General features: G+C 48.1%; 25 protein-coding genes. 18 read left to right on the plus strand and 7 right to left on the minus strand.

Annotation, left to right across the window (positions count from 1 at the left end; genetic code table 11):
• From Q0277_RS02020 to Q0277_RS02030, 3 genes are all read left to right on the plus strand, one after another.
• Positions 1-457 (plus strand): transporter substrate-binding domain-containing protein (locus tag Q0277_RS02020; protein WP_297995077.1); only part of this gene is annotated, 457 nt, incomplete at its 5' end.
• Between the two features lie 439 nt (positions 458-896).
• Entirely contained in the window at positions 897-1,703 is an 807-nt protein-coding gene (locus tag Q0277_RS02025) for a transporter substrate-binding domain-containing protein (protein WP_297995079.1), read from the plus strand.
• A 17-nt stretch (positions 1,704-1,720) separates the two neighbouring features.
• Positions 1,721-2,527: a transporter substrate-binding domain-containing protein gene (locus tag Q0277_RS02030; RefSeq protein WP_005873330.1), complete on the plus strand. Its 807-nt coding sequence runs from the start codon at positions 1,721-1,723 to the stop codon at positions 2,525-2,527.
• Between the two features lie 243 nt (positions 2,528-2,770).
• On the opposite strand, the gene Q0277_RS02035 is transcribed toward Q0277_RS02030, so the two are convergent.
• From Q0277_RS02035 to radA, 3 genes are all read right to left on the minus strand, one after another.
• The gene (locus tag Q0277_RS02035) at positions 2,771-3,514 is read right to left on the minus strand and encodes a hypothetical protein (RefSeq protein WP_297995081.1); all 744 of its coding nucleotides are present in this window, start codon (positions 3,512-3,514) and stop codon (positions 2,771-2,773) included.
• A 175-nt stretch (positions 3,515-3,689) separates the two neighbouring features.
• On the minus strand, positions 3,690-3,944 hold the full coding sequence (locus Q0277_RS02040; protein WP_297923508.1) for a hypothetical protein: 255 nt from the start codon (positions 3,942-3,944) through the stop codon (positions 3,690-3,692).
• Between the two features lie 362 nt (positions 3,945-4,306).
• Entirely contained in the window at positions 4,307-5,656 is a 1,350-nt protein-coding gene (gene radA, locus Q0277_RS02045) for a DNA repair protein RadA (protein ID WP_297995083.1), read from the minus strand.
• A gap of 199 nt (positions 5,657-5,855) precedes the next feature.
• Between radA and brnQ the strand changes: the two genes are divergently transcribed.
• The 3 genes from brnQ (at position 5,856) to Q0277_RS02060 (ending at position 9,352) form a co-directional block, all read left to right on the plus strand.
• A complete protein-coding gene (brnQ, locus tag Q0277_RS02050) occupies positions 5,856-7,187 on the plus strand; it encodes a branched-chain amino acid transport system II carrier protein (RefSeq protein WP_297995085.1) in 1,332 nt (443 codons plus the stop codon).
• 188 nt (positions 7,188-7,375) lie between these two features.
• Positions 7,376-8,995: a hypothetical protein gene (locus Q0277_RS02055; RefSeq protein ID WP_297995095.1), complete on the plus strand. Its 1,620-nt coding sequence runs from the start codon at positions 7,376-7,378 to the stop codon at positions 8,993-8,995.
• Between the two features lie 24 nt (positions 8,996-9,019).
• Positions 9,020-9,352 carry a hypothetical protein gene (locus Q0277_RS02060; protein WP_297995098.1) on the plus strand — a complete coding sequence of 111 codons (333 nt, stop codon included), beginning with the start codon at positions 9,020-9,022 and terminating at the stop codon, positions 9,350-9,352.
• Between the two features lie 353 nt (positions 9,353-9,705).
• On the opposite strand, the gene ftsY is transcribed toward Q0277_RS02060, so the two are convergent.
• Complete coding sequence (gene ftsY, locus Q0277_RS02065) at positions 9,706-10,569, minus strand: signal recognition particle-docking protein FtsY (protein ID WP_297995100.1); 864 nt, start codon at positions 10,567-10,569, stop codon at positions 9,706-9,708.
• Positions 10,569-11,150, minus strand: a complete 582-nt coding sequence (locus Q0277_RS02070; RefSeq protein ID WP_297903030.1) for a TlpA disulfide reductase family protein — start codon at positions 11,148-11,150, stop codon at positions 10,569-10,571. Before Q0277_RS02070 ends, ftsY begins: the two co-directional genes overlap by 1 nt.
• 80 nt (positions 11,151-11,230) lie before the next feature.
• Between Q0277_RS02070 and Q0277_RS02075 the strand changes: the two genes are divergently transcribed.
• The 6 genes from Q0277_RS02075 (at position 11,231) to Q0277_RS02100 (ending at position 15,991) form a co-directional block, all read left to right on the plus strand.
• A complete protein-coding gene (locus Q0277_RS02075) occupies positions 11,231-11,848 on the plus strand; it encodes a 5-formyltetrahydrofolate cyclo-ligase (RefSeq protein WP_297995103.1) in 618 nt (205 codons plus the stop codon).
• Positions 11,781-13,334, plus strand: a complete 1,554-nt coding sequence (rny, locus tag Q0277_RS02080) for a ribonuclease Y (protein WP_040304494.1) — start codon at positions 11,781-11,783, stop codon at positions 13,332-13,334. The genes Q0277_RS02075 and rny overlap by 68 nt, the downstream gene beginning before the upstream one ends.
• Positions 13,335-13,344: 10 nt before the next feature.
• Entirely contained in the window at positions 13,345-13,926 is a 582-nt protein-coding gene (locus Q0277_RS02085; RefSeq protein WP_297995106.1) for a lipid-binding SYLF domain-containing protein, read from the plus strand.
• A 477-nt stretch (positions 13,927-14,403) separates the two neighbouring features.
• On the plus strand, positions 14,404-14,967 hold the full coding sequence (locus Q0277_RS02090; protein ID WP_297995108.1) for a DedA family protein: 564 nt from the start codon (positions 14,404-14,406) through the stop codon (positions 14,965-14,967).
• Between the two features lie 2 nt (positions 14,968-14,969).
• Positions 14,970-15,713 carry a ribonuclease domain-containing protein gene (locus tag Q0277_RS02095; protein WP_297995111.1) on the plus strand — a complete coding sequence of 248 codons (744 nt, stop codon included), beginning with the start codon at positions 14,970-14,972 and terminating at the stop codon, positions 15,711-15,713.
• Complete coding sequence (locus tag Q0277_RS02100; RefSeq protein WP_297995114.1) at positions 15,710-15,991, plus strand: barstar family protein; 282 nt, start codon at positions 15,710-15,712, stop codon at positions 15,989-15,991. The genes Q0277_RS02095 and Q0277_RS02100 overlap by 4 nt, the downstream gene beginning before the upstream one ends.
• Before the next feature lie 115 nt (positions 15,992-16,106).
• On the opposite strand, the gene Q0277_RS02105 is transcribed toward Q0277_RS02100, so the two are convergent.
• Both Q0277_RS02105 and Q0277_RS02110 read right to left on the minus strand, forming a co-directional pair.
• Positions 16,107-16,550: a hypothetical protein gene (locus Q0277_RS02105; RefSeq protein ID WP_297995116.1), complete on the minus strand. Its 444-nt coding sequence runs from the start codon at positions 16,548-16,550 to the stop codon at positions 16,107-16,109.
• A gap of 373 nt (positions 16,551-16,923) precedes the next feature.
• Entirely contained in the window at positions 16,924-17,301 is a 378-nt protein-coding gene (locus Q0277_RS02110) for a hypothetical protein (RefSeq protein WP_297905289.1), read from the minus strand.
• A gap of 137 nt (positions 17,302-17,438) precedes the next feature.
• On the opposite strand from Q0277_RS02110, the gene gap reads away from it, so the two are divergent.
• The 6 genes from gap to Q0277_RS02140 all read left to right on the plus strand — a co-directional run.
• Positions 17,439-18,443: a type I glyceraldehyde-3-phosphate dehydrogenase gene (gap, locus tag Q0277_RS02115; RefSeq protein ID WP_291938027.1), complete on the plus strand. Its 1,005-nt coding sequence runs from the start codon at positions 17,439-17,441 to the stop codon at positions 18,441-18,443.
• Position 18,444: 1 nt separating this feature from the next.
• Positions 18,445-19,656 (plus strand): phosphoglycerate kinase, encoded by a 1,212-nt coding sequence (locus tag Q0277_RS02120; protein WP_177386771.1) that lies wholly within the window; start codon positions 18,445-18,447, stop codon positions 19,654-19,656.
• Complete coding sequence (locus Q0277_RS02125; protein WP_297995120.1) at positions 19,653-20,357, plus strand: triose-phosphate isomerase; 705 nt, start codon at positions 19,653-19,655, stop codon at positions 20,355-20,357. Before Q0277_RS02120 ends, Q0277_RS02125 begins: the two co-directional genes overlap by 4 nt.
• A 391-nt stretch (positions 20,358-20,748) precedes the next feature.
• Positions 20,749-21,576 carry an enoyl-ACP reductase FabI gene (gene fabI, locus Q0277_RS02130; protein ID WP_297995126.1) on the plus strand — a complete coding sequence of 276 codons (828 nt, stop codon included), beginning with the start codon at positions 20,749-20,751 and terminating at the stop codon, positions 21,574-21,576.
• A 139-nt stretch (positions 21,577-21,715) separates the two neighbouring features.
• Positions 21,716-21,943: a hypothetical protein gene (locus Q0277_RS02135; protein WP_297995128.1), complete on the plus strand. Its 228-nt coding sequence runs from the start codon at positions 21,716-21,718 to the stop codon at positions 21,941-21,943.
• A 255-nt stretch (positions 21,944-22,198) separates the two neighbouring features.
• Positions 22,199-22,674 (plus strand): hypothetical protein (locus tag Q0277_RS02140; RefSeq protein ID WP_297995130.1); only part of this gene is annotated, 476 nt, incomplete at its 3' end.

Consider the following 22,674-nt stretch of genomic DNA (forward strand, 5'->3'; position numbering starts at 1 on the left):
CGAGTGCGAGGCGCGGGCCTGCGCCGGCGATAGAATCAAGACTGTATCGGATCTGCACGGCAAGCCGATCATCGCAGAAACCGGAACTACGGGCGAGGCGTATTTTAGAAAAGAGGGCTTTGAAATTGTAAATTGCGCCACTGCAAATGAATGCTATAAAATGCTAAAGGACGGTAAGGGCATCGGATATGCGACAGACAATCTTATAGTTTTAGCTTATGCCGTAATCGACAGTGACACCGAGGTAAATATAAAGAATTTAGGCGTTTCGGATTTCTTAGGCATTGCGGTTTCTAAGGGCAATAAGGATCTGCTTGAGTTCTTAAATGGCGAGCTAGTCAAGCTAAGCAAGAACGGCTTTATGAAAAAGACTTACGATGAGACGATAGAGCCGTATTACAAGGGCACTGCGGAGAAAAAATATTTCTTGCTAGATGACCTCTATAGCTTATTTTAGGCGGGCATAGCGGTACGGCTCGCCTGCATTTGCTTGCAGTAAGCATAGCTGTGTGCTCTCGCTAGGTAAAATTTAAAAGGCTCGCATAGTCTTGCTATTTTGCCCGACTTTGCGAGCTTGGTTTAGATTGTAAGATTTTACTAACGCGTCGTTGCAGAATTTATAAAATTCCATAGAATTTCGCAGCAGCGCGCTATTTTTATGGCGCTAATAGACGCACAGAATTTTATAGCGAAGCGCTAAAATTTAATGAGAGCAGGCGGAGCTTGATGCAAGGTAGCAAAATTTAAAAAGCCTCTATCATTATGTTTAGAAATTTTAGTTGCGAAATTTTATCGCTAAGCTCGCAATTTAGGGAATAGTTTCGGTTCTAGTAAAATAAAATTTTAAGAAAATTTACATTACAATTACGAAAAATTTAAAATTCAAGGAGGAAATTATGAAAAAGTCATTTTTTCTTATTCTATTGTCGGCGATCTTTGTTTTTGCGAATTCATTAAGCGAAATAAAGCAAAGCAAGGTTATCAGAGTGGGCGTTTATGAAAACGAGCCGCCTTTTAGCAAGTCAAGCGAGAAAGGCTTTGAAGGCTTCGAAGTCGAGCTTGCCAACGCGCTAGCTGGTAAAATTTTCGGCAATAGCGGCGGTCGTATCGAGCTTATCCCGGTAACGAACGAAGTGCGCTTCCCGATGCTTCAAAACAACCAAGCCGATATGATAATCGCGGCTGCAAGTATCACGGAGGAGCGCAAAGGTAGCGTTGATTTTTCGATGCCGTATTTTACGGTAAATTTGGGAATTTTAACGAAAAAAGACTCAAATATTCATAAAATAGGCGATCTGATGGGCAAAAAGATCGGTATCATCCGCAAGACTACCGGCGAGGCATATATCAAAAAGGACGGCGGTTATAATGTTTCCTACTGCAACGATTCGGTTGATTGCTACAGGAGATTAAAAAGTGGCGAGATCGACGGGTATTGCAACAACAACCTTTTTGTAATGGTCTATCCGATCGTAGATCCTGCGGTCGAGGTCAATATAAAAAATTTAGGCGATAATGTATTCTTGGGCGTCGCGGTGCAAAAGGGTAACGCGGAGCTGCTAGAAGCGATCAACAAAGGCTTGATTGCGCTTAGCGAAGAGGGCTTTTTCAAAAAGGCTTACGAGGACACTTTCGAATCCTTCTATAAAGGCACCGTCGATAAAAAATATTTCTTACTCGACGATCTTTACAGCTTTTTTTAATAAAAAAGGAATTTAAAATGAAAAAATCACTGTTTTTAATTCTTTTATCTTGCATCTTTGCGCTTGCGAATTCTTTAAGCCAAATAAAGCAGAGTAAAGTCATTCGTATCGCCGTTTATGAAAATGAACCTCCGTTTAGTAGGGTCACGGATAACGGCTTTGAGGGCTTTGACGTAGAGCTTGCTAATGCAATCGGAGGCAAAATTTTAGGCGATACCGGCGGCAGGATCGAGCTCATACCGGTATCGGCGCAAGCTCGCTTTCCGTCCATTCAAAATAATCAGGCAGATATGCTTATCGCGGCTGCAAGCGTTACTGAGGAGAGAAAGAAAAATTATGAGTTTTCGATGCCCTATCTTTCGGTAAATTCCGGAGTTTTAACCAGAAAAAGCGACAATATCCAAAAAATGAGCGATCTGCGAGGTAAGAAAGTAGGCGTCATCCGCGGCTCGACGGGCGAAGCGTTTATGCAAAAGGACGGCGGCTACAATCTAGTGTATTGCAAAAATTCCTCCGATTGCTACAAACGGTTAAAGAGCGGCGAAATCGATGGCGCGTGCGACGATAATCTATTTGTGATGGTCTATCCGGTCGCAGATCCTAGCGTCGAGGTTAATATCAAAAGCCTCGGCGAGAACGTATTTTTAGGCATCGCGATGCAAAAAGGCAACGCAGATCTCGCAGAAGCCGTTAATCAAGCGCTCATTTCGCTTAGCAAAGAGGGCTTTTTCAAAAAGGCGTATAACGATACTTTCGAGCCTTTCTACAAAGGCACCGTCGATAAAAAATACTTCCTTTTAGACGACATATACAGCTTCTTTTAGAATTTTAAATTTAACGCAGGGCGTGGATTTGAAGCTTTCGGCTTTAAATTCTAACCCGCGCGGCATTAAATCTCGACTCCGCACGGCATTAAAATTTCGCCTCGAAATTCGCTTTAAAATTTCACTTCAAATTTTGTTAGTTCCGCTGCCGCACCGAAGCTCAGCGTACACACGGCAGTCGCAATCTTCGGTATTTGCGACCATTTACGGCGCACAAAATTAGATCGAGCTAAGCTTTAAATTTTACTCCGAGCCCTTGGAATTTTTTAAATCCTGCATGCGCTCCTGCTGAGCCTGCACGAACGCGCTGTATCTCGTAAAAAGATAATCTTTGATCTCAAAAATCATCAACGTAAAAATCGAAGGCAGCGTAAAAAATCTAATCGTTATAAACACGAGATCAAGCGCGGTCAGATCATCGCCGCTCGCATGATACCCTCCCGCGTCCGCAGTTAAAATCCCGTGCAATACCTCGTAGTTGTAAAGGATAAAAATCGTCACGAAAAGCGTCGAGAGCTTCGATACGATCTTATTCATGATCTGCGCCACGTCCTCGTCGGCGATCACCGACATCGCAAACCACACGAAAGTAAAGAACATCGGAAAGGCAATAGTGCGAATTAGCGAGTTATCAAGCTTCTCCGCGCCCGTCACCGCGATGATCGCAAACACCGTCGCAAAGGGGATCACGAAGAGTGCGAAGGCCATCGCCGATTTTATCGCCTTAAAAAAGCTATACGTAAGCAGAGGCGAGCCCAAAGCGAGCAAAAAAATCGTCAGCGCGTAGTTGGCTTTGGCAAAATCGTATAGGTTAAACAGCGCAAATACCGATGCTGCTGCAAGTAGCGGTACGCTTAGCTTAAACACCGCCCCGTATTTGGCGTAGGCACGCGACACGATGGCGTCGAGCTTGCTAAATTTGACGTTTAAGCTTTGCGCCCTGATGAAAAACAAAATGACGAATTTGACGATTACGTTTGGGCTCATACGCACCTTTCCGTTTAAATTTATAAAATTTTATCCACGCTAGATTTGCGAAATTTTATCCGCAGAACCTGTCCGTAGAATTAGGCTTTGCCGACGGCTTATGCGGCCTGCGTTAAAATTTCATCGCGCTCTCGCTGCGTTGCTATCTTGCCGCCTTGTAGGCTTTGTCTTTTGGCTACGTGAGGCGGATCTGCGCGCTTTGGATTGCGTAGCGTCTCGTTAGCAAGCCCCCTAAGTTGCAGCGTGTCGCAGCAGCGCTCATTCGGCTCGGCGCGTGATACTTTGCTTGTGGTATCCGCACCCGCGCATGAGAGCTTGGCGCCGCTAAAATTTTATCGGCTCTTAGCTCTATGCGATACGTCCTGCGCACCGCGATAGAATTTTGCGCGACGCAAGGACCTATCGGGCTTGGCTTTGCGCCGCAAAGCACTCGCCTTGTATTGGCCTGGGATGCGGCGCGAATGATTAAATTTTAATCGCGCCCCCGTCGCGCCGTTTTAAAACTCAAATGAAATTTTATAGCTTCGCTCGCGTTCATGTGGCTTCGCAGCGTCGTTTCGTTTTTAAAACTCGGCGAATTTTAAAGCCGCTGCGATACGTAAAATTTTAAATATCGCACCCTATAAAGCCTATTTCGCTCGCTCGCACCGATCTCTAAGTTTATGCAAAAAGCGATAAGTCTGCGTGCGCCCTTCGCCGCGCCCATACAAAAGCAACGCGTCCCTTGCCGCTCAAAGCCTATTTTCGCTCGCTTGCGCCGCCTGCCAAGCCGAGGCTAGGAAGCGCACCGCCTCACATCCAATCTAAAATTTGCGTGATCTCGGTAGCGTGGAAAATTTTAAGCCCCTGCGCGTTTTGCGGCTTCATCGGGACGATCGCGTTTTTAAATTTCTGCATCGCGGCTTCCTTCAGGCGCGCATCAAGGTTGAATATCTCTCTGATTTCTCCGTTTAGGCTCACCTCGCCGATGAAGACGCTTTCTTTGCTGATCGGGCGGTTTTTGAAGCTGCTTACGATCGCCGCGACGACGGCTAGATCGCACGCCGTTTCGGTGATTTTTACGCCGCCGCTGACGTTTACGAAGACGTCGTATCCGCCAAGCCCGATCTCAAGCTTGCGATCAAGTAGCGCTAGAAGCATATCGAGGCGGTTTTTATCAAAGCCCGTAGCGCTGCGCTTCGGGTAGCCGCTCTCGCACACGAGCGCCTGGATCTCCACGACGAGCGCGCGCGTGCCCTCCATCGTGATCGTAATCGCCGAGCCGCTTACCGCCTTGCCTCGTGTGAAAAATTTACTCGCGACGTCCTTGGCGCTGACGAGCCCGTGCGGTCCCATCTCAAAAATTCCCACCTCGCTCGTAGCCCCAAAGCGGTTTTTAAAACCGCGCAAAATTCTAAGCTGCTTGCTCGTATCGCCCTCGAAATACAGCACCACGTCCACCATATGCTCTAGTATGCGCGGGCCCGCGATCGAGCCCTCTTTGGTGATATGGCCGATGATGAAGATCGAAATCCCGCGCGCTTTGGCAAGTCGCATCAGCTCAAACGTGATCTCGCGCACCTGCGTGATCGAGCCAGGCGCGGAGGGGGCTTTGTCGCTAAAAAGAGTCTGGATACTGTCGATGACGATAAATTTATAATCCCTGCGCTCGACCTCTTCAAGCACGGCGCTCAGATTGATCTCGGTGAGCAAAAACAGCTGCTCGCTTATCGCGCCTAGCCGCTGCGCACGCATTTTGATCTGGCTTGCGCTCTCTTCGCCGCTTACGTAAAGCACGGCGCGGTCGTCGCTTGCTAAATTTGCCGCGATCTTAAGCAACAGCGTGGATTTTCCGATACCGGGGCTGCCGCCGATTAGCACGAGCGAGCCCTCTACGACGCCGCCTCCGAGGACTAAATTTAGCTCGCTATCCTTGGTGTCGATACGCGAAATTTGCTCGATCTGTATCTCGCTGATCGCTTTGGCGCTTGCGGATGAGGCGCGGGCAAGCTCGCCCTCGATCTCTTTTAGCGCTTTGATCTGAGCGGGCTTGAGCTCGACGAAGCTATCAAACGCGCCGCAGTCGGGGCATCTGCCGAGCCATCTGCTTTGCTGATTACCGCAGTGCTGGCACTCAAAAATTGTAGTTTTAATTTTCGCCATTTTTATCCCTCGCTCATTTTGTTTAAATTTAGCCTTGAATTTCGCGAAATTATACTTAAAATTTTTAAAATTTTAGCCGCCCCGCGTGCTGTTTGCGGAATTAAAAATCACGAGATAGAGGATTTGCGGCTAAATTTAAATATGTTTTAAACATTTATAACTATAATACAAGCTTTACTTTATTTAAAGAAGGTTTAAGATGAAGGGCAAGCTTAGTAGAAGCCAGTTTTTGACGATATCGCTTACGCTATTTGCGATGTTTTTCGGTGCGGGAAATTTTATTTTTCCGCCGGGCTTAGGCAAGGATTCCGGACAGAATTTTTATGTCGCGATAATGTTTTTTTGCGCTACGGCGGTGCTTCTGCCGGTTCTCGGCGTCGCAGGCATTGCGCGCGCTAAGGGGCTTCAGAGCCTAGTGCGCCGCATAGATCCGGTGTTTGCGATCGTTTTTACCGCGCTTTTATATCTTACGATCGGGCCGCTTTTTGCGATACCGCGCGCGGCAAATATGCCTTTTGACATCGCGATTAAGCCTTTTATTGCGGAGGAGCGTCTTCAAATTTGGCTATTTGTTTATTCTGCCGCATATTTTGCGCTGAACTATTACATCTGTATGAACCCTTCAAAGCTCGTCGATCTGCTCGGAAAATACCTCACGCCGATACTTTTGGCGCTTATTTTGCTGCTTTTCGGCGCGGGATTTTTGTTTCCGATCGGAGGTTTCGTCGCTCCTAGCGGAGAGTATGTCGATCACGCCGCAGCAAAGGGCTTCGTAGAGGGCTATCAGACGATGGATGCGCTTGCGTCGCTGGCATTCGGAATCATCGTAATTAACGCCATTAAAGCAACCGGCGTAAGCGACGAGAAGCACCTCGTAACTTCCACGATAAAAGCAGGAATGATGTCGGGCGTCATACTGATGACGATATATTTTATGCTGGGCTATCTAGGCGCGACCTCCGCGGAGCTTTTCAAAGATGCGCCGAATATCAACGGAGCGGAGCTTCTGTCGCGAGTAAGCGATCATTATTTTGGAAGAATTGGCGTCGTGATCCTAGGCAGTGCGTTTTTTCTAGCCTGCATCACCACGACGCTGGGTCTTATAAGCTCGGCTAGCGAATACTTCGAGGAGCTTACGAAAGGCAAGATCAAATACAAAACATGGGCGATCGCTTGGTGCGTGATCGGCTTTGGAGTTGCAAATTTCGGCCTTACGACCATCATCAAAGGCTCCATCCCGGTCCTCGTCGCCATCTATCCGATCTCGATCATGCTGATAATCCTCTCGCTGATCAACCCTTGGATCGATTCAAGCAAGCTGATTTACCGCGCCTGCGTCTATGTCTGCGTAGTCGAGGGCGTCATAAACGGGCTTGATATTTTGGGGATTTCGGTGCCGCTTATTACGTTTATCGTAAAGAGAATGCCGTTTTACGATTCGATGCTCGGCTGGATCGTGCCTAGCACCTTGACCTTCGCCGTGACCTACGTGCTGCATCTGATCTTTGAAAAAAGAGACGATAGTTTTTAAATTTAAGAGCTATTTTAAAATTTAGCCGGGCTCTACGGAGCTCGGCACGCTTCTAAATTTTAATTCGCCATCGAATTTAATCTCTCATATTTTTCTATAGAATTTTGAGATATAAAATTAAGCCGCCTTCAAAATTTAATCTAAATTTACGCTAAAATTATCAAAATAAAATCGTAAAAGGAAATAAGATGGATAAACGGGACGAGGCGCTAAATCTGGCGCGAGATTTTGAGCGCGACGGCTTTAGAGTGCCCGGTTTATATGAGCGGTTTTGGCGGCTACAAGGTGATGCGGCGGCGTATTTTACGCTAGCGGATAGCCTGCTGCGCGGGCAGCAAGAGGGCGGCACGCTACTAAAGGACGCTATGGGCTACGTTGGCGAGGAGGATTTTAAAGCTTTGATCGCTACGGCGGTTGAAATTTTGCGCGAGGAGGCGGCAGAGGGGCGCGAAACGAAGCAGGACGAAAGCGCGGCACAGACGGGCGAGAATGCACGCTCGGCGCGGGCAGACGAAAGCGCAGGCAAAAGTGTACGGCAACGCGGCAGAGATGAAAAGAGCTCGCGCTGGAAAAACGCCGAAGAGGTCATCATCATGGCAAGTCTCGAGTTCGCGCCGTTTTTGCACCAGTATCTGGGCGAGCTTTTTAAATTGCAGCCGAGCGAGAGCACGTATTATGCGGAGTATCCGTGGCGCGGGCTTAGTTACGAGAGCTCACAAATCTGGCGTGAGAAGCTTGCGGATCCGCAGACGAGCAGGGATGAGCGGCAAAAAATTTTTAGCTGCCTGTTGCAAACCCGCGAGTTGCGAAACGTAAAATTTGCCTGCGAGTCCGCGCTTGCAGAGGACTTCTTCGACCGTCCGTACGACCTGCTTGAATATATTGGCTATTGGCTGGAGGCTGTCGGATTTACCTTTGAGCGGGTTAAATTTGACGCAGACGGCGTAGTACAAACGGCAGCGGATGAAATTTTAAAAACGGATGTAAACGAATGCGGCGACGCCAAGCAAGCTCAAGCGAGCGAAAATTTCAAAGCGGGCGCAGTCGAATATGACTCTAAATTTAACTCAAACGAATCCGATTCCGATAAATTACAAAAAGCGCCGAACGATGAAATTTGCTTTGGCGGCGAGAAATTCAGGCTCAAAAGATACTGCGGCCAGCGCGTATATCACATAATCTTTCCGCGCGGCTATTTCGGCGCGCCCTATGCGCCGCATCTGGCGAAGCACCATCCGACCTGGCGGCTTGAGAACGGCGAGGCTGGATATAAGCTAGGCGGGGTTTTGGACGAGGTGGACGGCGATGCGCAAAATCCGCTATTTCATCTCATCACGCTTGATCCGCTGCCCCGTGACTTGCCCATGTGCTCGCTGCCGTGCCTAACCCTCGCCGCGCATGTTAGAGAGATAAACGAGGGCGAGATAGTCTTTTACGAGCACGACGCGCAGGGTATGCCGCGACGTATCGGCGAAAGGATGCATGTGGAATACGTGCAGGACGAGCCGATAAAGGAGTGCGAGGTCGCGCTGGCGCCTACGCCCGCGCGCTGGGCGGCTCAGGACTGGGGGATGTCAAACAGCAGGCAAAACCTCGCGCGCATCGGCGGCGAGCCTTCGTGGATACAGGGCGCCTTGGTGCCGACGTGCCCGATATGCGGCGAAAAGATGGAGTTTTTGATGCAGCTTGACAGCGAGCTTCCAAGCTGCGAGCAAGGCGGTGAGGTGATGTTCGGCAGCGGCGGGATTTTGTACGTGTTTTGGTGCGAGCGGACGCGGGTGAGCGGGTTTTTTATGCAGTGCACGTGAGTGAAATTTTGGAAAGATGCGCAAATGGACGGACGGATGATCACGGCGAAAATAAAAAGAAAGGGCGGTATTTGGTATTTTGACGATTATTTTAAGTCGCTTCGCGAGAATGAAAACGAAATAGCAAAGCCTATCAGGCAGTTTGTCTTGGATCCAAAAAGGTATCTGTTTAATACGAAAGAAACCCTTCACGACGCCGTTTTGACTGAATTTAAATTTGCTATTTTAAAAAACAAAGATAGACTGACGATGAAATTTTTATCGCCCTACCGAGATAGAAATTTTAAATTTGTTTTCAAAAACGTCCTAGCCGTCCACTTTAAAACGGACGACAAGAGCTTTAAAATAACGATCTGATAGTTCATCAATTTTCGCTAAAGCGAGGAGGCGTTTGCGAGTATGATTTTATCTTTGCGAGCGGGTAGAGGATAACCGTGAAATTTAAGCGGCTTGAGATCATTCAAGAATTCTTGTAAGCACGCCGCGTTGCGGGCAGCGGCATTCTATGTGTTTTGGTGCGAGCGGACGCGGGTGAGCGCGTTTTTTATGCAGTGCGTGAGCTAAAATTTTGCAAAATCCTAAACGAAAATCGCAAAATTATAAGTAAAATTTATTCTAAGATAATCAAGCGGCAAAATTTGCCGAGTATTTCGGCGCGTAAAATTTAAGCTTGTTTGGCGAGAATATGTAAATTTAAGCAGGCGCGAGGCTTAGGCGTAAATTCCCTCCACAAGCGTCTCTATGAATTCATCCGAGTTAAATTCTGCCAAATCCTCCATCCGCTCGCCCACGCCGACGAAAAGTATCGGTAGCCGCAGTTCGCGCGCTATGGCGAAAAGTGCGCCGCCTTTGGGCGTGCCGTCGAGCTTCGTGATGATGATGCCGTCGAGCTTCACGATCTCGTTGAACGCCTTGGCTTGCGCGACGCTATGATTGCCCTGAGTGGCGTCGAGCACGATGATCTTGCGGTGCGGTGCGCCGCTTTTTGCGCGATCACATATTCGCACGATCTTCTCTAACTCCGCGGCTAAATTTTTCTGATTTTGCAGGCGTCCGGCGGTGTCGATCAGGACGCGATCGATGTTTTTGGCACTTGCCGAACTAACGGTGTCAAACGCCACGGCTGCGGGATCGTGCCCTTGCGCGGTCGCTACGATCGGCAAATTTAGGATCTGCGCCCATTTTTTTAATTGCTCGACCGCCCCTGCGCGAAAGGTATCGCATGCGCCTAAAATCACGCTCTTGCCGCTATTTTTATATAAATTTGCAAGCTTTGCGGTTGTTGTAGTTTTGCCCGCGCCGTTTACGCCGATGATGAGCTCTACGAAGGGCTTCTCATCTGCGGCTTTAGCGATCTCGTAATCGAAATAGTTCTTCAAAACGCCCGTAAGATCATCTTTGGCAACTAGCTTTTTTGCGGGAAGTTTTTCTAAAATCTCTTCTACAAGCTCGTAGCCTACGTCGGCTTCAAGCAGCATCTCTTCTAAAATTTCTTTTGAAATTTTATCTTCGCTTTTCGCGCCCCGCATCGCGTCTATGGTCTTGCTAAGCCCTTTTTTAAAAAATTCGAACATTAGAAAATTTTCTCCAATTCGGTCATTAAAATTTCTTCCGGCATCAGCCCGAAATACTGCGCGCTAAACTCGCCCTTTTCGTCGTATATCGCCATATACGGCACTTCGTTTATGCCGCCTAGCGCCTTTGTAAAAAAGTCCGTTCCTTCGCCGTAAGCGATCGCGTAATTTACTTCGTGTGCGCTTGCATAATTTTTTGCATCGTCTAAATTTGCATCACCGATCATCACGCCGATGATATCAAGCTTGCCGGAGTAGGCTTGTTTGGCGGCATTTAGTGCGCTTACTTGCACGGCGCAGGCGTCGCACCACGGCGTAAAAAACGCAAATAGCGTCACGGTGGAGTTGTTATCGATATGAAAGCCTTGCTTTGTCTTTTGCATATTTAAAATTTTTCCGTTACTTAGCTGAAGTGTAAAAGGAGCGGTATAATCGACCTGGATTACGGCTTCGGTTTCGGACTGCGGCTGCGTGGCGTTGGCTTCGGTCGGGGTATCGCTTGATTTTTTATCCTCATCATCACCGCAACCTGCAAGAAATAAAACAGCCGTAAAAAGTGCTAGAAAAAAACGAAATTTCATAATAAACCTTAAAATTTAATCGCAAGATTATACAAAAACTAGCTAAAATAAGCGTTAAAATTTTATAAAAGGCTTAAGCTATGCAAAAGAATGAATTTAGAGCAATTTGCAAATCGCGTCTAAAATCTCACGCCGCGCGCGCGGCTAGATGCGAGCATTACGCACTTTTATGGCGGCTGGAGCGGCTGATAAAATTTTTAAAAGCGCGTAAAATTTTGATATTTTTGCCGATGAGCTACGAGCCGAACGTTTTGATTTTAAGAAAAAAGCTATCAAAAAGCTGCGAATTTTACGTTCCGTTTATGGTGGATATTAGCTTAAAAATGGTAAGATTGCGCCAGCCTTTTAAAATTTCACGCTTTGGATTGCGCCAGACGCTTCCGCAAAACGGGTATTTTAAAAAGGTCGATCTAGCCGTGGTTCCAGCTATCGGAGTGGATGGCGCAATGGCTAGAATAGGACATGGGAAAGGATTTTACGATATGTTTTTTTCAGGTCTGAAGCTTAAGCCCACAATCGCGTTCGTGAGTATAAAAGACTGCTTTTGCAGCGAAATTTTATCGCTTGATCACGACGTAAAGGGCGATTTTTACATAACTCCGAGCCAAAATTACCTAAAAAGAGGAAAGTATGATAGAGATTTTAATCGCCTTGTGCGCTCTTGCGGTGGGCGCTGGCATAGGATACTTAGTAGCTAGAAAGATCAATAACGCCAATTACGATTTCTTCGTCGAACAAGCCAAAGCTAAAGCCAAAGCGATAGAATTTGAAGCCGAGGGCATCTTGCGAAATTCTAAAATTTCGGTGCAGGAAGCCGAGTTTGAAGCGAAGAAAAAATACGAAGATAAAGCAAGCAAACTGCAGAAGGAATTTAACGTTAAATTTGACGAGCTCGGCAAAAAGGAGCACGCGCTTCTAACCGAGCAAGAGATTTTAAAAGACAGCAAAAAAGAGCTCGAAAGCGCCAAAAAAGAGGCGAAATTCCTCTACGAAGAGGGCTCAAATTTAAAGAAAAGCTATGAAGAGAAGCTAGCTGAAGCGCTTAAAGTTTTGGAGCGCGTGGCGGGCTTTACGCAGGACGAGGCGCGCGCGCAGGTGCTTAAGAAGGTCGAGGAGCAAAGCCGCACCGACATCGCTCACATCGTGCGAAAATATGAAGAGGAAGCCAAAAAAGAGGCGCGAAAAAAGGCGAATTATATTTTGGCGCAGGCTACGTCGCGCTTCGCGGGCGAGTTTGCCGCCGAGCGACTTATCAACGTCGTAAATATCAAAAATGACGAGCTTAAAGGCCGCATCATCGGCAAGGAGGGGCGCAATATAAAGGCGCTTGAGATGACTCTTGGCGTGGACGTCATCATCGACGATACCCCAAATGCGATCATCGTAAGCTCACACAATCTATACCGTCGCGCCATCGCCGTTCGCGTCATCGAAACGCTTATCGAGGACGGCAGAATTCAGCCTGCGCGCATCGAGGATATCTACAAAAAAGTGAGCGATGAATTTGAAGCTAGCATCGCTGAAGAGGGCGAAAATATTGTAATGGATCTGGGTCTTAGCAAAATTCATCCCGAAATTTTAAAACTCATCGGCAAGCTTAAATTTCGCGCGAGCTACGGACAGAATGCCCTTGCGCACAGCCTTGAGGTCGCGCATCTTGCGGGCATCATCGCCGCAGAAACGGGCGGAGATCAAAAGCTGGCCAAGCGGGCAGGCCTACTTCACGATATCGGTAAGGCGCTAACTCACGAGTACGAGGGTTCGCACGTGGATCTGGGCGCCGAGGTTTGCCGCCGCTACAAAGAGCATCCGGTGGTGATAAATGCGATCTACGCCCACCACGGTCACGAGGAGGCTACCAGCGTAGAAAGCGCCGCAGTCTGTGCCGCAGACGCGCTAAGCGCCGCGCGCCCGGGCGCTAGACGAGAGGTGCTAGAAAGCTATCTAAAACGCGTTAGCGACATCGAAGCGATCGCGATGAGTAAAACCGGCGTCAAGCAAGCCTACGCGATCAACGCCGGTCGCGAGATACGCGTCATCGCAAACGCTAAGCTTATGAACGACGACGAGGCGGTTTTGGTTGCCAAAGAGATCGCTTCGGAGATCCAAGATAAGGTTCAATTCCCAGGCGAAATTAAGGTTAACGTCATACGCGAGCTTCGCGCGGTCGAGATAGCCAAATAAGGAGTGTGAAATGAAAAAATTTATAATCGCTTTATTTTTGCTTTTTAACGCGGCATTTGCCGATGATGAGCTCATCATCAATAGTGCCAGCGCCTATTCGTCGGTAATGCGCACAAACTCGCAGTACAAATATCTAGCGCAACAAGCCCGCGCGATCGTGATCTTCCCGAGCGTCAAAAAGCTGGGCTTCATCATAGGCGGAATGTACGGTGAAGGGATCATCATCTACAATAATGACGGCGCGCGCAGCGTAAGCGGCGCAGAGATCAGCAGCGCCAGCATCGGACTTCAGATCGGCTACGAGGATAACTACCTAGTGATTTTCGTGATGAACGACGATGTGATCGAAAAGATGCGAAAATCCCAAATCACGCTCTCGGGCGATGCGACGGCGGTTGCGGGCAATTACAGCGCGGATTCGGGCGCACTGGACGTGTTAAATCAGGATATGTACGTCTTTACGAACAAAGGCGGGCTGTTTGCGGGCGTGAGCCTGGGCGGCTCGGTGCTGGAGACCAAAAATGATCGCGCTTTCGATTCGAACAGCGACGGCTACGCGTTTTTGATGCGAGTAATCGGCGCAGATGAGTAAAATTTAGCTAAAGATGCTAAGGCGCATAGCTTAGCGAAAAATTTTGCTTTATAGGCGTTTTATTAGCAGCTTGGAATTTTGCTCGCGTGATTTCTGCAGAATAATAGACTTAGGTGCGTAATTTCATTGCAATTCGCGGGGTGGGAGGCATTTGAGGATATCGCGTAAATCCTGCGTAATTCGCAAGTTACTTTTAATTCTAAAGAAGGTGAAATTTTGTCATTAAATTTAGAATTGTAAAATTTTATCGCTAAATTTTGCGGAGATTTTGCTTGATGCAAAAAATTTATTTTAGAATTTCGCTTGATATTTTGCGGCGAAATTTTATATTTCGCGGCAGCTGCTCGGAATTTTAATTTAATGTCGCAGCGAAATCAAGTAGCGTCGTGGGATGTTATAGTGAAGTTTTCGCGCCGAATTTTAAAGTTGCTTTAGTCAAAATTTATAGAATTTTATACGATCTAATGAAAGGATTTGATGGAGTCGATGTTTGAAAACCTCCATACGTGGGGGTATTTGATACTGTTTTTGTATTCGCTGGGCGGAGGATTTTTGGCGCTTGCGGCGGCGGGCGTGCTAAGCTCGGCCGGCGAGCTCAATATCGTCTTATGCATCGTAATCGCCTGCATATCGAACTTCATAGGCGATTCTGGGCTATTTTTAGTAAGCCGCTATAATAAAAAAGAGATCATGCCATATCTGCGCAAACAGCGCCGCAATCTCGCTCTGGCGCAGATCTTGTTTCGTAAATACGGCGACCGTATCATTTTGATTAAAAAATTTATCTACGGCCTCAAAACCCTCGTGCCGATTGCGATCGGCATCACAAAATATTCGTTTTTAAAATTTAGCGTCATCAATGCCGTAAGCTCGCTCATTTGGGCGCTTGTGGTGGGGTTACTGAGCTACTACGCGGGCGATTTCGTGCGCGGGCTTTACGAGCGGATAAAAGAAGCTCCGTGGATCGCGCCGCTAATTTTGGCCGCAATCGTCGCGATAATCGTCGCGTATTTTCGCTTCGCCACGCGTAAAAGAGGCTAGCGGTGGCAAAAAAGCTGATCCCGCTCGCAATTTTCGCAGCACTTCTTTTGGCGCTAAATTTTATCTCCAATTCGCGCGGCTCCGCGGCTAAAGATGAGCGGGTTTTTACCTCCAAAACCCTGGATGCTGCGTCGCGTAAAAGCGGCGCGCAAAATACAAAACGCGGCATTGATCGCGAAATTTCAAGCTTCGAAAATCCCGCAAGCGACGTCGGCGTAAAAGATGAGAGCGGCGTAAGAAGCGCAGGCGGCGGAACAGAGCTCGGAGCAGACATAGGAGATTTAAAATCTCCTCCGCGAGTAAACGAGCGCGCCGAGACAGATTCTAAAGACGAGGCGGACGTCCACAGGCGGCACAGCGCAGATTATGAAGCTTCGCACTCGCAAAATCCAGACGTAAATTCTAAAAATCAGCCCTCAGACGAGCCCTGCATAAGCAGGGAGTGCGTGAGCGCTCATATCCGCCGTACGGGCGCTTTGCCGCAAAATTTTATCACGAAAAAAGAGGCGGGCGAGCTTGGCTGGCAGGGCGGCGATCTGTGGCGATACGCGCGCGGCAAGAGCATCGGCGGCGATCGCTTCGGCAATTTCGAGCGCAGGCTGCCTGATAAAAAGGGGCGGATCTGGCGCGAGTGCGACATCGAGTATCGCGGCGGCCCGCGCGGCGCGAAGCGGCTGATATTTTCAAACGACGGGCTGATCTTCTACACCGCCGATCATTACGAAAGCTTCGAGCGCGTGCAATGAGTTTAAATTTTAAAACGTGCCGCGTCGCAAAGATCATCATCGACGGCGCAAAGATCAGACGCAAAGATCAAATTTTCGCGCTGTTTGCCGTAGCGCTAAATTTCGAGCTCGAATACGTCGCAAATTTAGATGCGCTCTACGACGCGCTTAGCGAGCGGAGCAGACAGGTCTGCGTGATCATCAAAAGGGGCGGAATTTTAAAGCTAAGGCTGGGCAAATTTTATGATATTTTGCTGGAGGTTTTGCGAAGCGGCAAGGCGAAAATTTTAATACTATAAGCTCTCGCGACAGCTTATTATGGCTTCAAAGCCAAATTTTACCGAGCCTAAGACGAGTTTATTTCGCCGCAGTTTCGATCGCGTCGTTAAAATTTCCTAAATTTAGATCTAAATTTTAGAGCTTATTAAAAGAGGTGATTTTAGAAATTTCACCCACAAAGCTCACGCGGTCAAATTTAAACTCAAGCCCATATCGCCAATCTTTGCGGCGCGGGTTTTTAAACTCGTAAAGCTTAACCGTATCCGCTTCAAATTTAACCCTAAGCGTGAGATACCAGCAGCTCCAGATCCCGCACGGACAGCTCAGCAGCACGACATCCCGCTCATCTTGCGCCAAATCGGCTTCAAGCGCGGCGCGCAAAAATAGCTCCTCAAAATCGATCAAGTTTAAGTAGGCGTAGCTTCCCGCGATGCTAGCCTGCCCGTCCTTTGCCGCAAAGCTTCGCTCGCGCCGCTTAATCAGCTCAAGCAGGGGCTTATCGTTTATCGTAACGACGACTTCGGTAAGGCCCTCGCCTTTCATATCGTAATCGTTTAGGTAAAATTTAATGCTATCCATGCGGCAATCTCGCTAAATGATCTATTTTGTGCCGTATTTGCACCGGCCTGCTAAAATTTCAGCGAAGTTTAGCGAATTTGAAGTGAAATTCGGTTGAAAATCAAAAAAATTCGCTGGTAAAGCGCAGATCAAATGGGTATTTTGTAAAATTTAGGGATTTCGGGCTTGCGGAGCTTGCTTTCAGTGAGCACAAACTTAAATTCGCAAAAAAGCTCAATTTGTGTAGATGAAAGAAGCGAAAATAAAAGGTTAAATTTTAGCGCAGATCAAAGAGGTCGAAACGAGAGTTAAATTTTGCTACGGATAAAGAAGCAGAAACGAGGGGTTAAATTTAATTCGCTTTTTAGGGCGCTTAAATTTAACCCTGCCGCGGCTACATCATTTCGCCGCTTTTGTGCTCGTGCTCGGTGTAGGTTACCGGAATATCCTTCTTGCCTTTTCCCGGTGTATACACTCCCTCTCCGCGTTTGAAAAGAAGCTCGATACCTTCGTCGTTCGTAAGCATTATGCCGCTTGCGGAAGCCGCGCGTTTGAGATTATGCTTTTTACCCTTTTCATCGGTTAACACGCCCGTTGCGAACATATCGTTCGAGCTAAGGCTGATGCGCTTATCCCCGGTCTCTCCTAGCAGAAATACGATCGTATGCGCTACGGACTCTTGCTTTTGCTGCGGAGCCGTATCGGCCTTAGGTTGGTTGCATCCGCTTAAAATCGCGATTGCCGCTAATGACGAGAATACAATTCGTCTCATTTTTTCTCCTTTAAAAAAAGTTCGCGAATTATATAGCCAAAAAGTAAATCCTAAATTTCGCGACTTTTTATTTAATCAAAGATTAACCCAAATTTAGTAAAATTCCAGCTGAAAACATCCCAAATAAGGAGAACCTTATGGCAGTAAAAATCGCAATTAACGGCTTTGGAAGGATCGGTAGGTGCGCGGCTAGAATTGCGCTAAGCAGGGACGATGTAGAGCTTGTGGCGATCAACGATACCGCTAAGCGCGAGCTTACGAGATACCTGCTTCAATACGATACCGTTCACGGCGAGTTTCGTAAAAAAGTAGAAATTCTAAGCGACGAATGTATAGCCGTAGACGGCAAAAAAATCCGGGTCTATTCCACCAGAGAGCCTGCGGAGCTTGATTTTGCGGGCGATGGTGCAGAAGCTGTGCTTGAATGTACTGGTGCATTTTTAACGAGCGAAAAATGCAAGCCATTCATAGATAACGGTATCGGTGTAGTCGTAATGAGCGCGCCTGCCAAGGATGATACGCCTACTTTTGTAATCGGCGTTAATGAGGGCGCTTATGCAGGACAGCGCGTCATCTCAAATGCTAGCTGCACCACTAATGGCCTGGCTCCAATTGCAAAAATTCTAGACGATGAGCTTGGTATCGAAAAGGGTCTTATGACGACAATTCATGCTTATACACATGGACAGAGCCTAGTCGATGTAAAAGCCAAGGACTTCCGCCGTTCGCGTGCTGCGGCTCTTAATATTGCTCCGACTACGACGGGCGCGGCAAAAGCGATTAGTAAGGTACTTCCGCAGCTAAGCGGTAAGATGCACGGACAATCTGTGCGCGTGCCGGTGGCTAACGTTTCGATGGTTGATCTAACAGTGCTAACGCGTAAACAGACGAGTGCTGAGGAGCTAAACGAAATTTTCCGCCGCTATGCTGCTAAAGAGATGAAAGGAATTTTGCTCGTAGACGACGATAGTCGCGTCAGCAGCGATTTTTGTACTTCAGAATACTCCAGCATCGTAGCTAGCGACTGCACGCAGGTAATTGACGGCAATCTGATAAAAGTAATGAGCTGGTATGACAACGAGTGGGGATATAGTGAACGCCTCATCGATTTAGCCCTATATGCGGCAAAAAGAAGGAAATAAGATGGGCGAAATTCTTTCGATTAAAGATTTAAAATTTAAAGACGGCGCGCGCGTTTTTATCAGGTGCGATTTTAACGTGCCGATGGATGAGTTTTGCAATATTACGGACGATCGTCGCATTCGTTCGTCTATCCCTACGATTAAATATTGCTTAGACGAGGGCTGCGCGGTAATTTTAGCCAGTCATTTAGGGCGCCCGAAAAACGGATACGAAGAAAGACTTAGCCTAAAGCCTGTGGTAAAGAGGCTATCTAGGCTTTTGGAGCGCGAGATAAAATTTGTCTCTGATGTCGCGGGCGAGGAGGCAGGAGCTGCGGTAAATTCGCTTAAAAAGGGCGAAGTGCTGCTGCTGGATAATCTGCGTTTCGAAAAGGGCGAGAGCAAAAACGACGAAGCACTAGCTAAGAGACTTGCGAGCTACGCGGAATTTTATATCAACGATGCTTTTGGCGTATGCCACCGCGCGCATGCTTCGGTAGAGGCGATTACGAAATTCTACGATGAGGCGCACAAAGCGGCGGGGTTTTTATTGCTAAAAGAGATAAAATTTGCTAAAGACCTTATTAAAGATCCTGCGCGTCCTTTCGTAGCCGTAACGGGCGGCAGCAAAGTAAGCGGCAAGCTTCAGGCGCTTAAAAATTTACTTCCTAAAGTCGATAAGCTCATCATCGGAGGCGGCATGGCGTTTACGTTTTTAAAAGCCGTCGGATATGACATCGGCAAATCTTTGCTCGAAGAGGATCTAATCGAGGAAGCAAAAAATATTCTCCGCAATGCTCGCGAGCTTGGGGTTAAAATTTATATCCCTGTCGATGCCGTCGCAGCTCCGCAATGCTCGCAAGACGCCGTTACAAAAAAGGTTACCGTCCAAGAAATTCCAAGCGATTGGATGGGGCTAGATATCGGACCTGCGACCGTAGCGCTTTTTAAAGAAGCCTTAGACGATGCACAAACGATCTGGTGGAACGGACCGATGGGAGTTTTTGAGATCGACAAATTCGCTCGTGGTAGCCTGCATATATCGCATGCGATCGCAGATAGCGACGCCACGACCGTAGTGGGCGGTGGCGATACTGCAGATGTCGTCGAACGCGCTGGTAACGCTGATGATATGACTTTTATTTCTACCGGAGGCGGCGCGAGCTTAGAACTCATCGAAGGCAAAGAGCTGCCGGGCGTGCGAGTGCTTACTGCTAAAACGGAGCTGCGATGATACTGGCGGCGAATCTTAAATGCAACCATACCCGAGCTAGCTTTGAGCAGTACGCTAAAGCTTTAGATGAAGGCTTAGCGGGCCTAATTTCGCGCGAGGATGAAATTTTGGTTTTTCCTCCTGCTAGCGCATTTTGCGCGAGGGTGAAAAATTTTACTCAAGGCGCGCAGAATTTCTATCCTGCCGCGCACGGCAGCTTTACGGGCGAGATCGGCGGCGATATGCTGGCGGAATTTGACGTCAAAACCGTTCTTATCGGTCACAGCGAGCGGCGCGCCATTTTGGGCGAGAGCGCGGAGCTGATAAGAGAGAAATTCAGTTTTGCCGCAGCGCAGGGCTGGCGCATCGTTTTTTGCGTCGGCGAGGATGAGGCGGCATTTGCGCAAAACCGCAGCGAGGAGTTTGTAGCGACACAGCTTGAGGGTATCGATCTGAAATATTCGAGCTTAGTACTAGCCTACGAGCCCGTCTGGGCGATCGGCACGGGCAGAAGCGCGCAGCGTGAGCAGATCGAAAGAATGCTGAAGCTCTTGCGCACCAAAAGCCCCGCGCCGCTACTTTACGGCGGCAGCGTGAATGCTGAAAATATCGCAAAAATTTGCGCGATAAGAGGTTGCGACGGGGTGTTAGTGGGGACGGCGAGCTGGGACGCTTCTGGTTTCTTGGAGCTTATTAGCGCGTCATCTCGCTGCCGTCTTTAAATGATTTCGTAAATTTCGCCCTGCGACAGGCTACATGCCTGGTCTTGGGACGAAATTTACTTCAAAACATTTAAATCCGCCTAGCGATATTTCCGCTTGTCGATTTGCGTTTTGACAGCGATTGACTTCAAATTTAAGTTGCAAAATTTTAAGTCGCCTAGTCTAGCTTCGCGATACTGCCGCTATCGAATTGCGTTTAAAATTTGGCGTTTCGCGAAATTTTGCAAATTTTAATTTTATAGAATTTTAAGTTAAATTGCGAAGGATTTTTCGCTTAGTCAAGGCAAAATTTAAAAAATAAGCGGAGCGAACATATGGTTCGTGAGCATTATTTTTTAAATTTTAACGCAGAATAAGTAGAAAAAGCCAAGCAAATTTTAAAGGAGAAATAATGATTTTAAAGGGAAAAAAAGGCCTCATCGTCGGCGTCGCTAACGCCAAATCCATCGCTTACGGCATCGCCGAAGCTTGTCACGAGCAGGGTGCGCAGATGGCGTTTACCTACCTAAACGATGCGCTGAAAAAACGCGTAGAGCCGATCGCGGAGGAGTTTGGGAGTAAATTAGTCTATGAGCTTGACGTAAATAACCAAGCCCACCTTGACGGTCTTGCGGATCGTATCAAAGCAGACCTAGGCGAGATAGATTTCGTCGTGCACGCAGTGGCCTATGCGCCAAAAGAAGCGTTAGAGGGCGAGTTCGTAAACACGAGCAAAGAAGCCTTTGATATCGCGATGGGCACGAGCGTGTATTCGTTACTAAGTCTCACGCGCGCGGTGCTGCCGGTGCTAAAAGAGGGCGGCTCGGTGCTCACGCTAACCTACCTCGGAGGGCCGAAATTCGTGCCTCACTACAACGTAATGGGCGTCGCAAAAGCGGCTCTTGAAAGCTCCGTGCGCTATCTCGCTCACGATCTTGGCGCGCGCGGCATCCGCGTAAACGCTATCAGCGCGGGCCCGATCAAGACGCTTGCGGCAAGCGGTATAGGCGACTTTAGGATGATTTTGCGCTACAACGAGGTAAATAGCCCGCTAAAACGCAACGTCACGACTCAAGACGTAGGCAAAAGCGCGATGTATCTACTCAGCGACCTTGCTAGCGGCGTGACCGGCGAAGTTCACTACGTCGACTGCGGCTACAACATCATGGGCATGGGCGACGTGGCGACCGACGCCGATGGTAAGACGATCCTTGCGTGGGATGCGGCTAAGGCCGAATAAGCGGCGTGCAAAAAGGGCAAAATTTGACGCGCACGGTATATTACGAGGCTAGGCACAAAGCCATAGCGGAGGGCGGCATAGAGGGCATTGCCGCCGTTCTGCGAAGTGATGACGAGGCCGTGAAAGCCTCGCTTCTGTTGTGCCCTGGTTTTACCTTGATCCCTACTACGGCTGCACGCTGGCGCATGAGAGCGAAATTTTCGCCCTTTTACAGGAGCTGCTTCTGAGCGAGCGCTCGCAAGCTATCAGAGACGATATTTTGCAGCTTCTGGGCGATTACTGCGGCGATTTTAGCGTGCTGCGAAGCAGGATTTGCGAGGCGTCAGGCGAGCTTTTGCCGGGTATCAAGCGCTTGATCGAAGGATAAATTTAACGACCGGCGCGCCTTTGCACACGGTGATTGCGTCACGGCGAGCGGTAGCGAAATTTGCCGCGCCTCCGCATACGCCCCTTTTTGTTGCGAAAATGCGGCAGCGTAAAATTTTAAGATTGAAAGCGGCGATGAGAACCTCGGATGAGCGAGGAGATCGATTAAGTGCGTACATAAAAACGGCATGAAGATAGAGGATTATTTCAGAGCCGTTTTTGAAAAAAGCGGCAAAAACCGCCAGGAAGGAGCTTGATGAAAAAGGATTATATCTGCGTATTCGACTGCGAGACGATCCCAGACGTAGCGGCGCTGGTGCGGGTGCTGGATGAGGATGCGATCGCGGACTGCTTTGAGCCTTTCGATAAAAAAAGCTTTGCAAAGCTTTTTGACGCGCAGCTCTCGCAAAAGATCGGCGGCGAGAAGCAAAATGCGTCTTTAAATTTTGCTGTAAATTCGGCGGAGCAGAATTTTAAAATAGAAAATTCCGAGCAAAATTCCGCGCCGCAAAGCTTTACGCAGCAAGACGTCGCGTCTCAAAGCTTTGCCAGTGAAAATCCCGCTGGACAAAATTTTATAGTGCAGAATTTTAAGGAGAATTCCAAGGCACTAAATTCCGAGCAAAATTCTGCATCGAATTCCACAGAGCAAAATTTAGCGCCGCAAAATACGGCGCCCAAAAATTCCGCATCGCTAAATTTAACCTACGACGATATCGCGCCTCAAAGCTC

Origin of the sequence: uncultured Campylobacter sp. (assembly GCF_938030815.1) — a bacterium.
Lineage (GTDB): Bacteria > Campylobacterota > Campylobacteria > Campylobacterales > Campylobacteraceae > Campylobacter_B.

Bases quoted from the DNA above. Each gene is read 5' to 3' on its own strand.
- Q0277_RS02025 (WP_297995079.1), top strand. From the start codon at position 897: ATGAAAAAGTCATTTTTTCTTATTCTATTGTCGGCGATCTTTGTTTTT.
- Q0277_RS02030 (WP_005873330.1), top strand. From the start codon at position 1,721: ATGAAAAAATCACTGTTTTTAATTCTTTTATCTTGCATCTTTGCGCTT.
- Q0277_RS02035 (WP_297995081.1), bottom strand. From the start codon at position 3,514: ATGAGCCCAAACGTAATCGTCAAATTCGTCATTTTGTTTTTCATCAGG.
- radA (WP_297995083.1), bottom strand. From the start codon at position 5,656: ATGGCGAAAATTAAAACTACAATTTTTGAGTGCCAGCACTGCGGTAAT.
- brnQ (WP_297995085.1), top strand. From the start codon at position 5,856: ATGAAGGGCAAGCTTAGTAGAAGCCAGTTTTTGACGATATCGCTTACG.
- Q0277_RS02055 (WP_297995095.1), top strand. From the start codon at position 7,376: ATGGATAAACGGGACGAGGCGCTAAATCTGGCGCGAGATTTTGAGCGC.
- Q0277_RS02060 (WP_297995098.1), top strand. From the start codon at position 9,020: ATGGACGGACGGATGATCACGGCGAAAATAAAAAGAAAGGGCGGTATT.
- ftsY (WP_297995100.1), bottom strand. From the start codon at position 10,569: ATGTTCGAATTTTTTAAAAAAGGGCTTAGCAAGACCATAGACGCGATG.
- Q0277_RS02070 (WP_297903030.1), bottom strand. From the start codon at position 11,150: ATGAAATTTCGTTTTTTTCTAGCACTTTTTACGGCTGTTTTATTTCTT.
- Q0277_RS02075 (WP_297995103.1), top strand. From the start codon at position 11,231: ATGCAAAAGAATGAATTTAGAGCAATTTGCAAATCGCGTCTAAAATCT.
- rny (WP_040304494.1), top strand. From the start codon at position 11,781: ATGATAGAGATTTTAATCGCCTTGTGCGCTCTTGCGGTGGGCGCTGGC.
- Q0277_RS02085 (WP_297995106.1), top strand. From the start codon at position 13,345: ATGAAAAAATTTATAATCGCTTTATTTTTGCTTTTTAACGCGGCATTT.
- Q0277_RS02090 (WP_297995108.1), top strand. From the start codon at position 14,404: ATGGAGTCGATGTTTGAAAACCTCCATACGTGGGGGTATTTGATACTG.
- Q0277_RS02100 (WP_297995114.1), top strand. From the start codon at position 15,710: ATGAGTTTAAATTTTAAAACGTGCCGCGTCGCAAAGATCATCATCGAC.
- Q0277_RS02105 (WP_297995116.1), bottom strand. From the start codon at position 16,550: ATGGATAGCATTAAATTTTACCTAAACGATTACGATATGAAAGGCGAG.
- Q0277_RS02110 (WP_297905289.1), bottom strand. From the start codon at position 17,301: ATGAGACGAATTGTATTCTCGTCATTAGCGGCAATCGCGATTTTAAGC.
- gap (WP_291938027.1), top strand. From the start codon at position 17,439: ATGGCAGTAAAAATCGCAATTAACGGCTTTGGAAGGATCGGTAGGTGC.
- Q0277_RS02120 (WP_177386771.1), top strand. From the start codon at position 18,445: ATGGGCGAAATTCTTTCGATTAAAGATTTAAAATTTAAAGACGGCGCG.
- Q0277_RS02125 (WP_297995120.1), top strand. From the start codon at position 19,653: ATGATACTGGCGGCGAATCTTAAATGCAACCATACCCGAGCTAGCTTT.
- fabI (WP_297995126.1), top strand. From the start codon at position 20,749: ATGATTTTAAAGGGAAAAAAAGGCCTCATCGTCGGCGTCGCTAACGCC.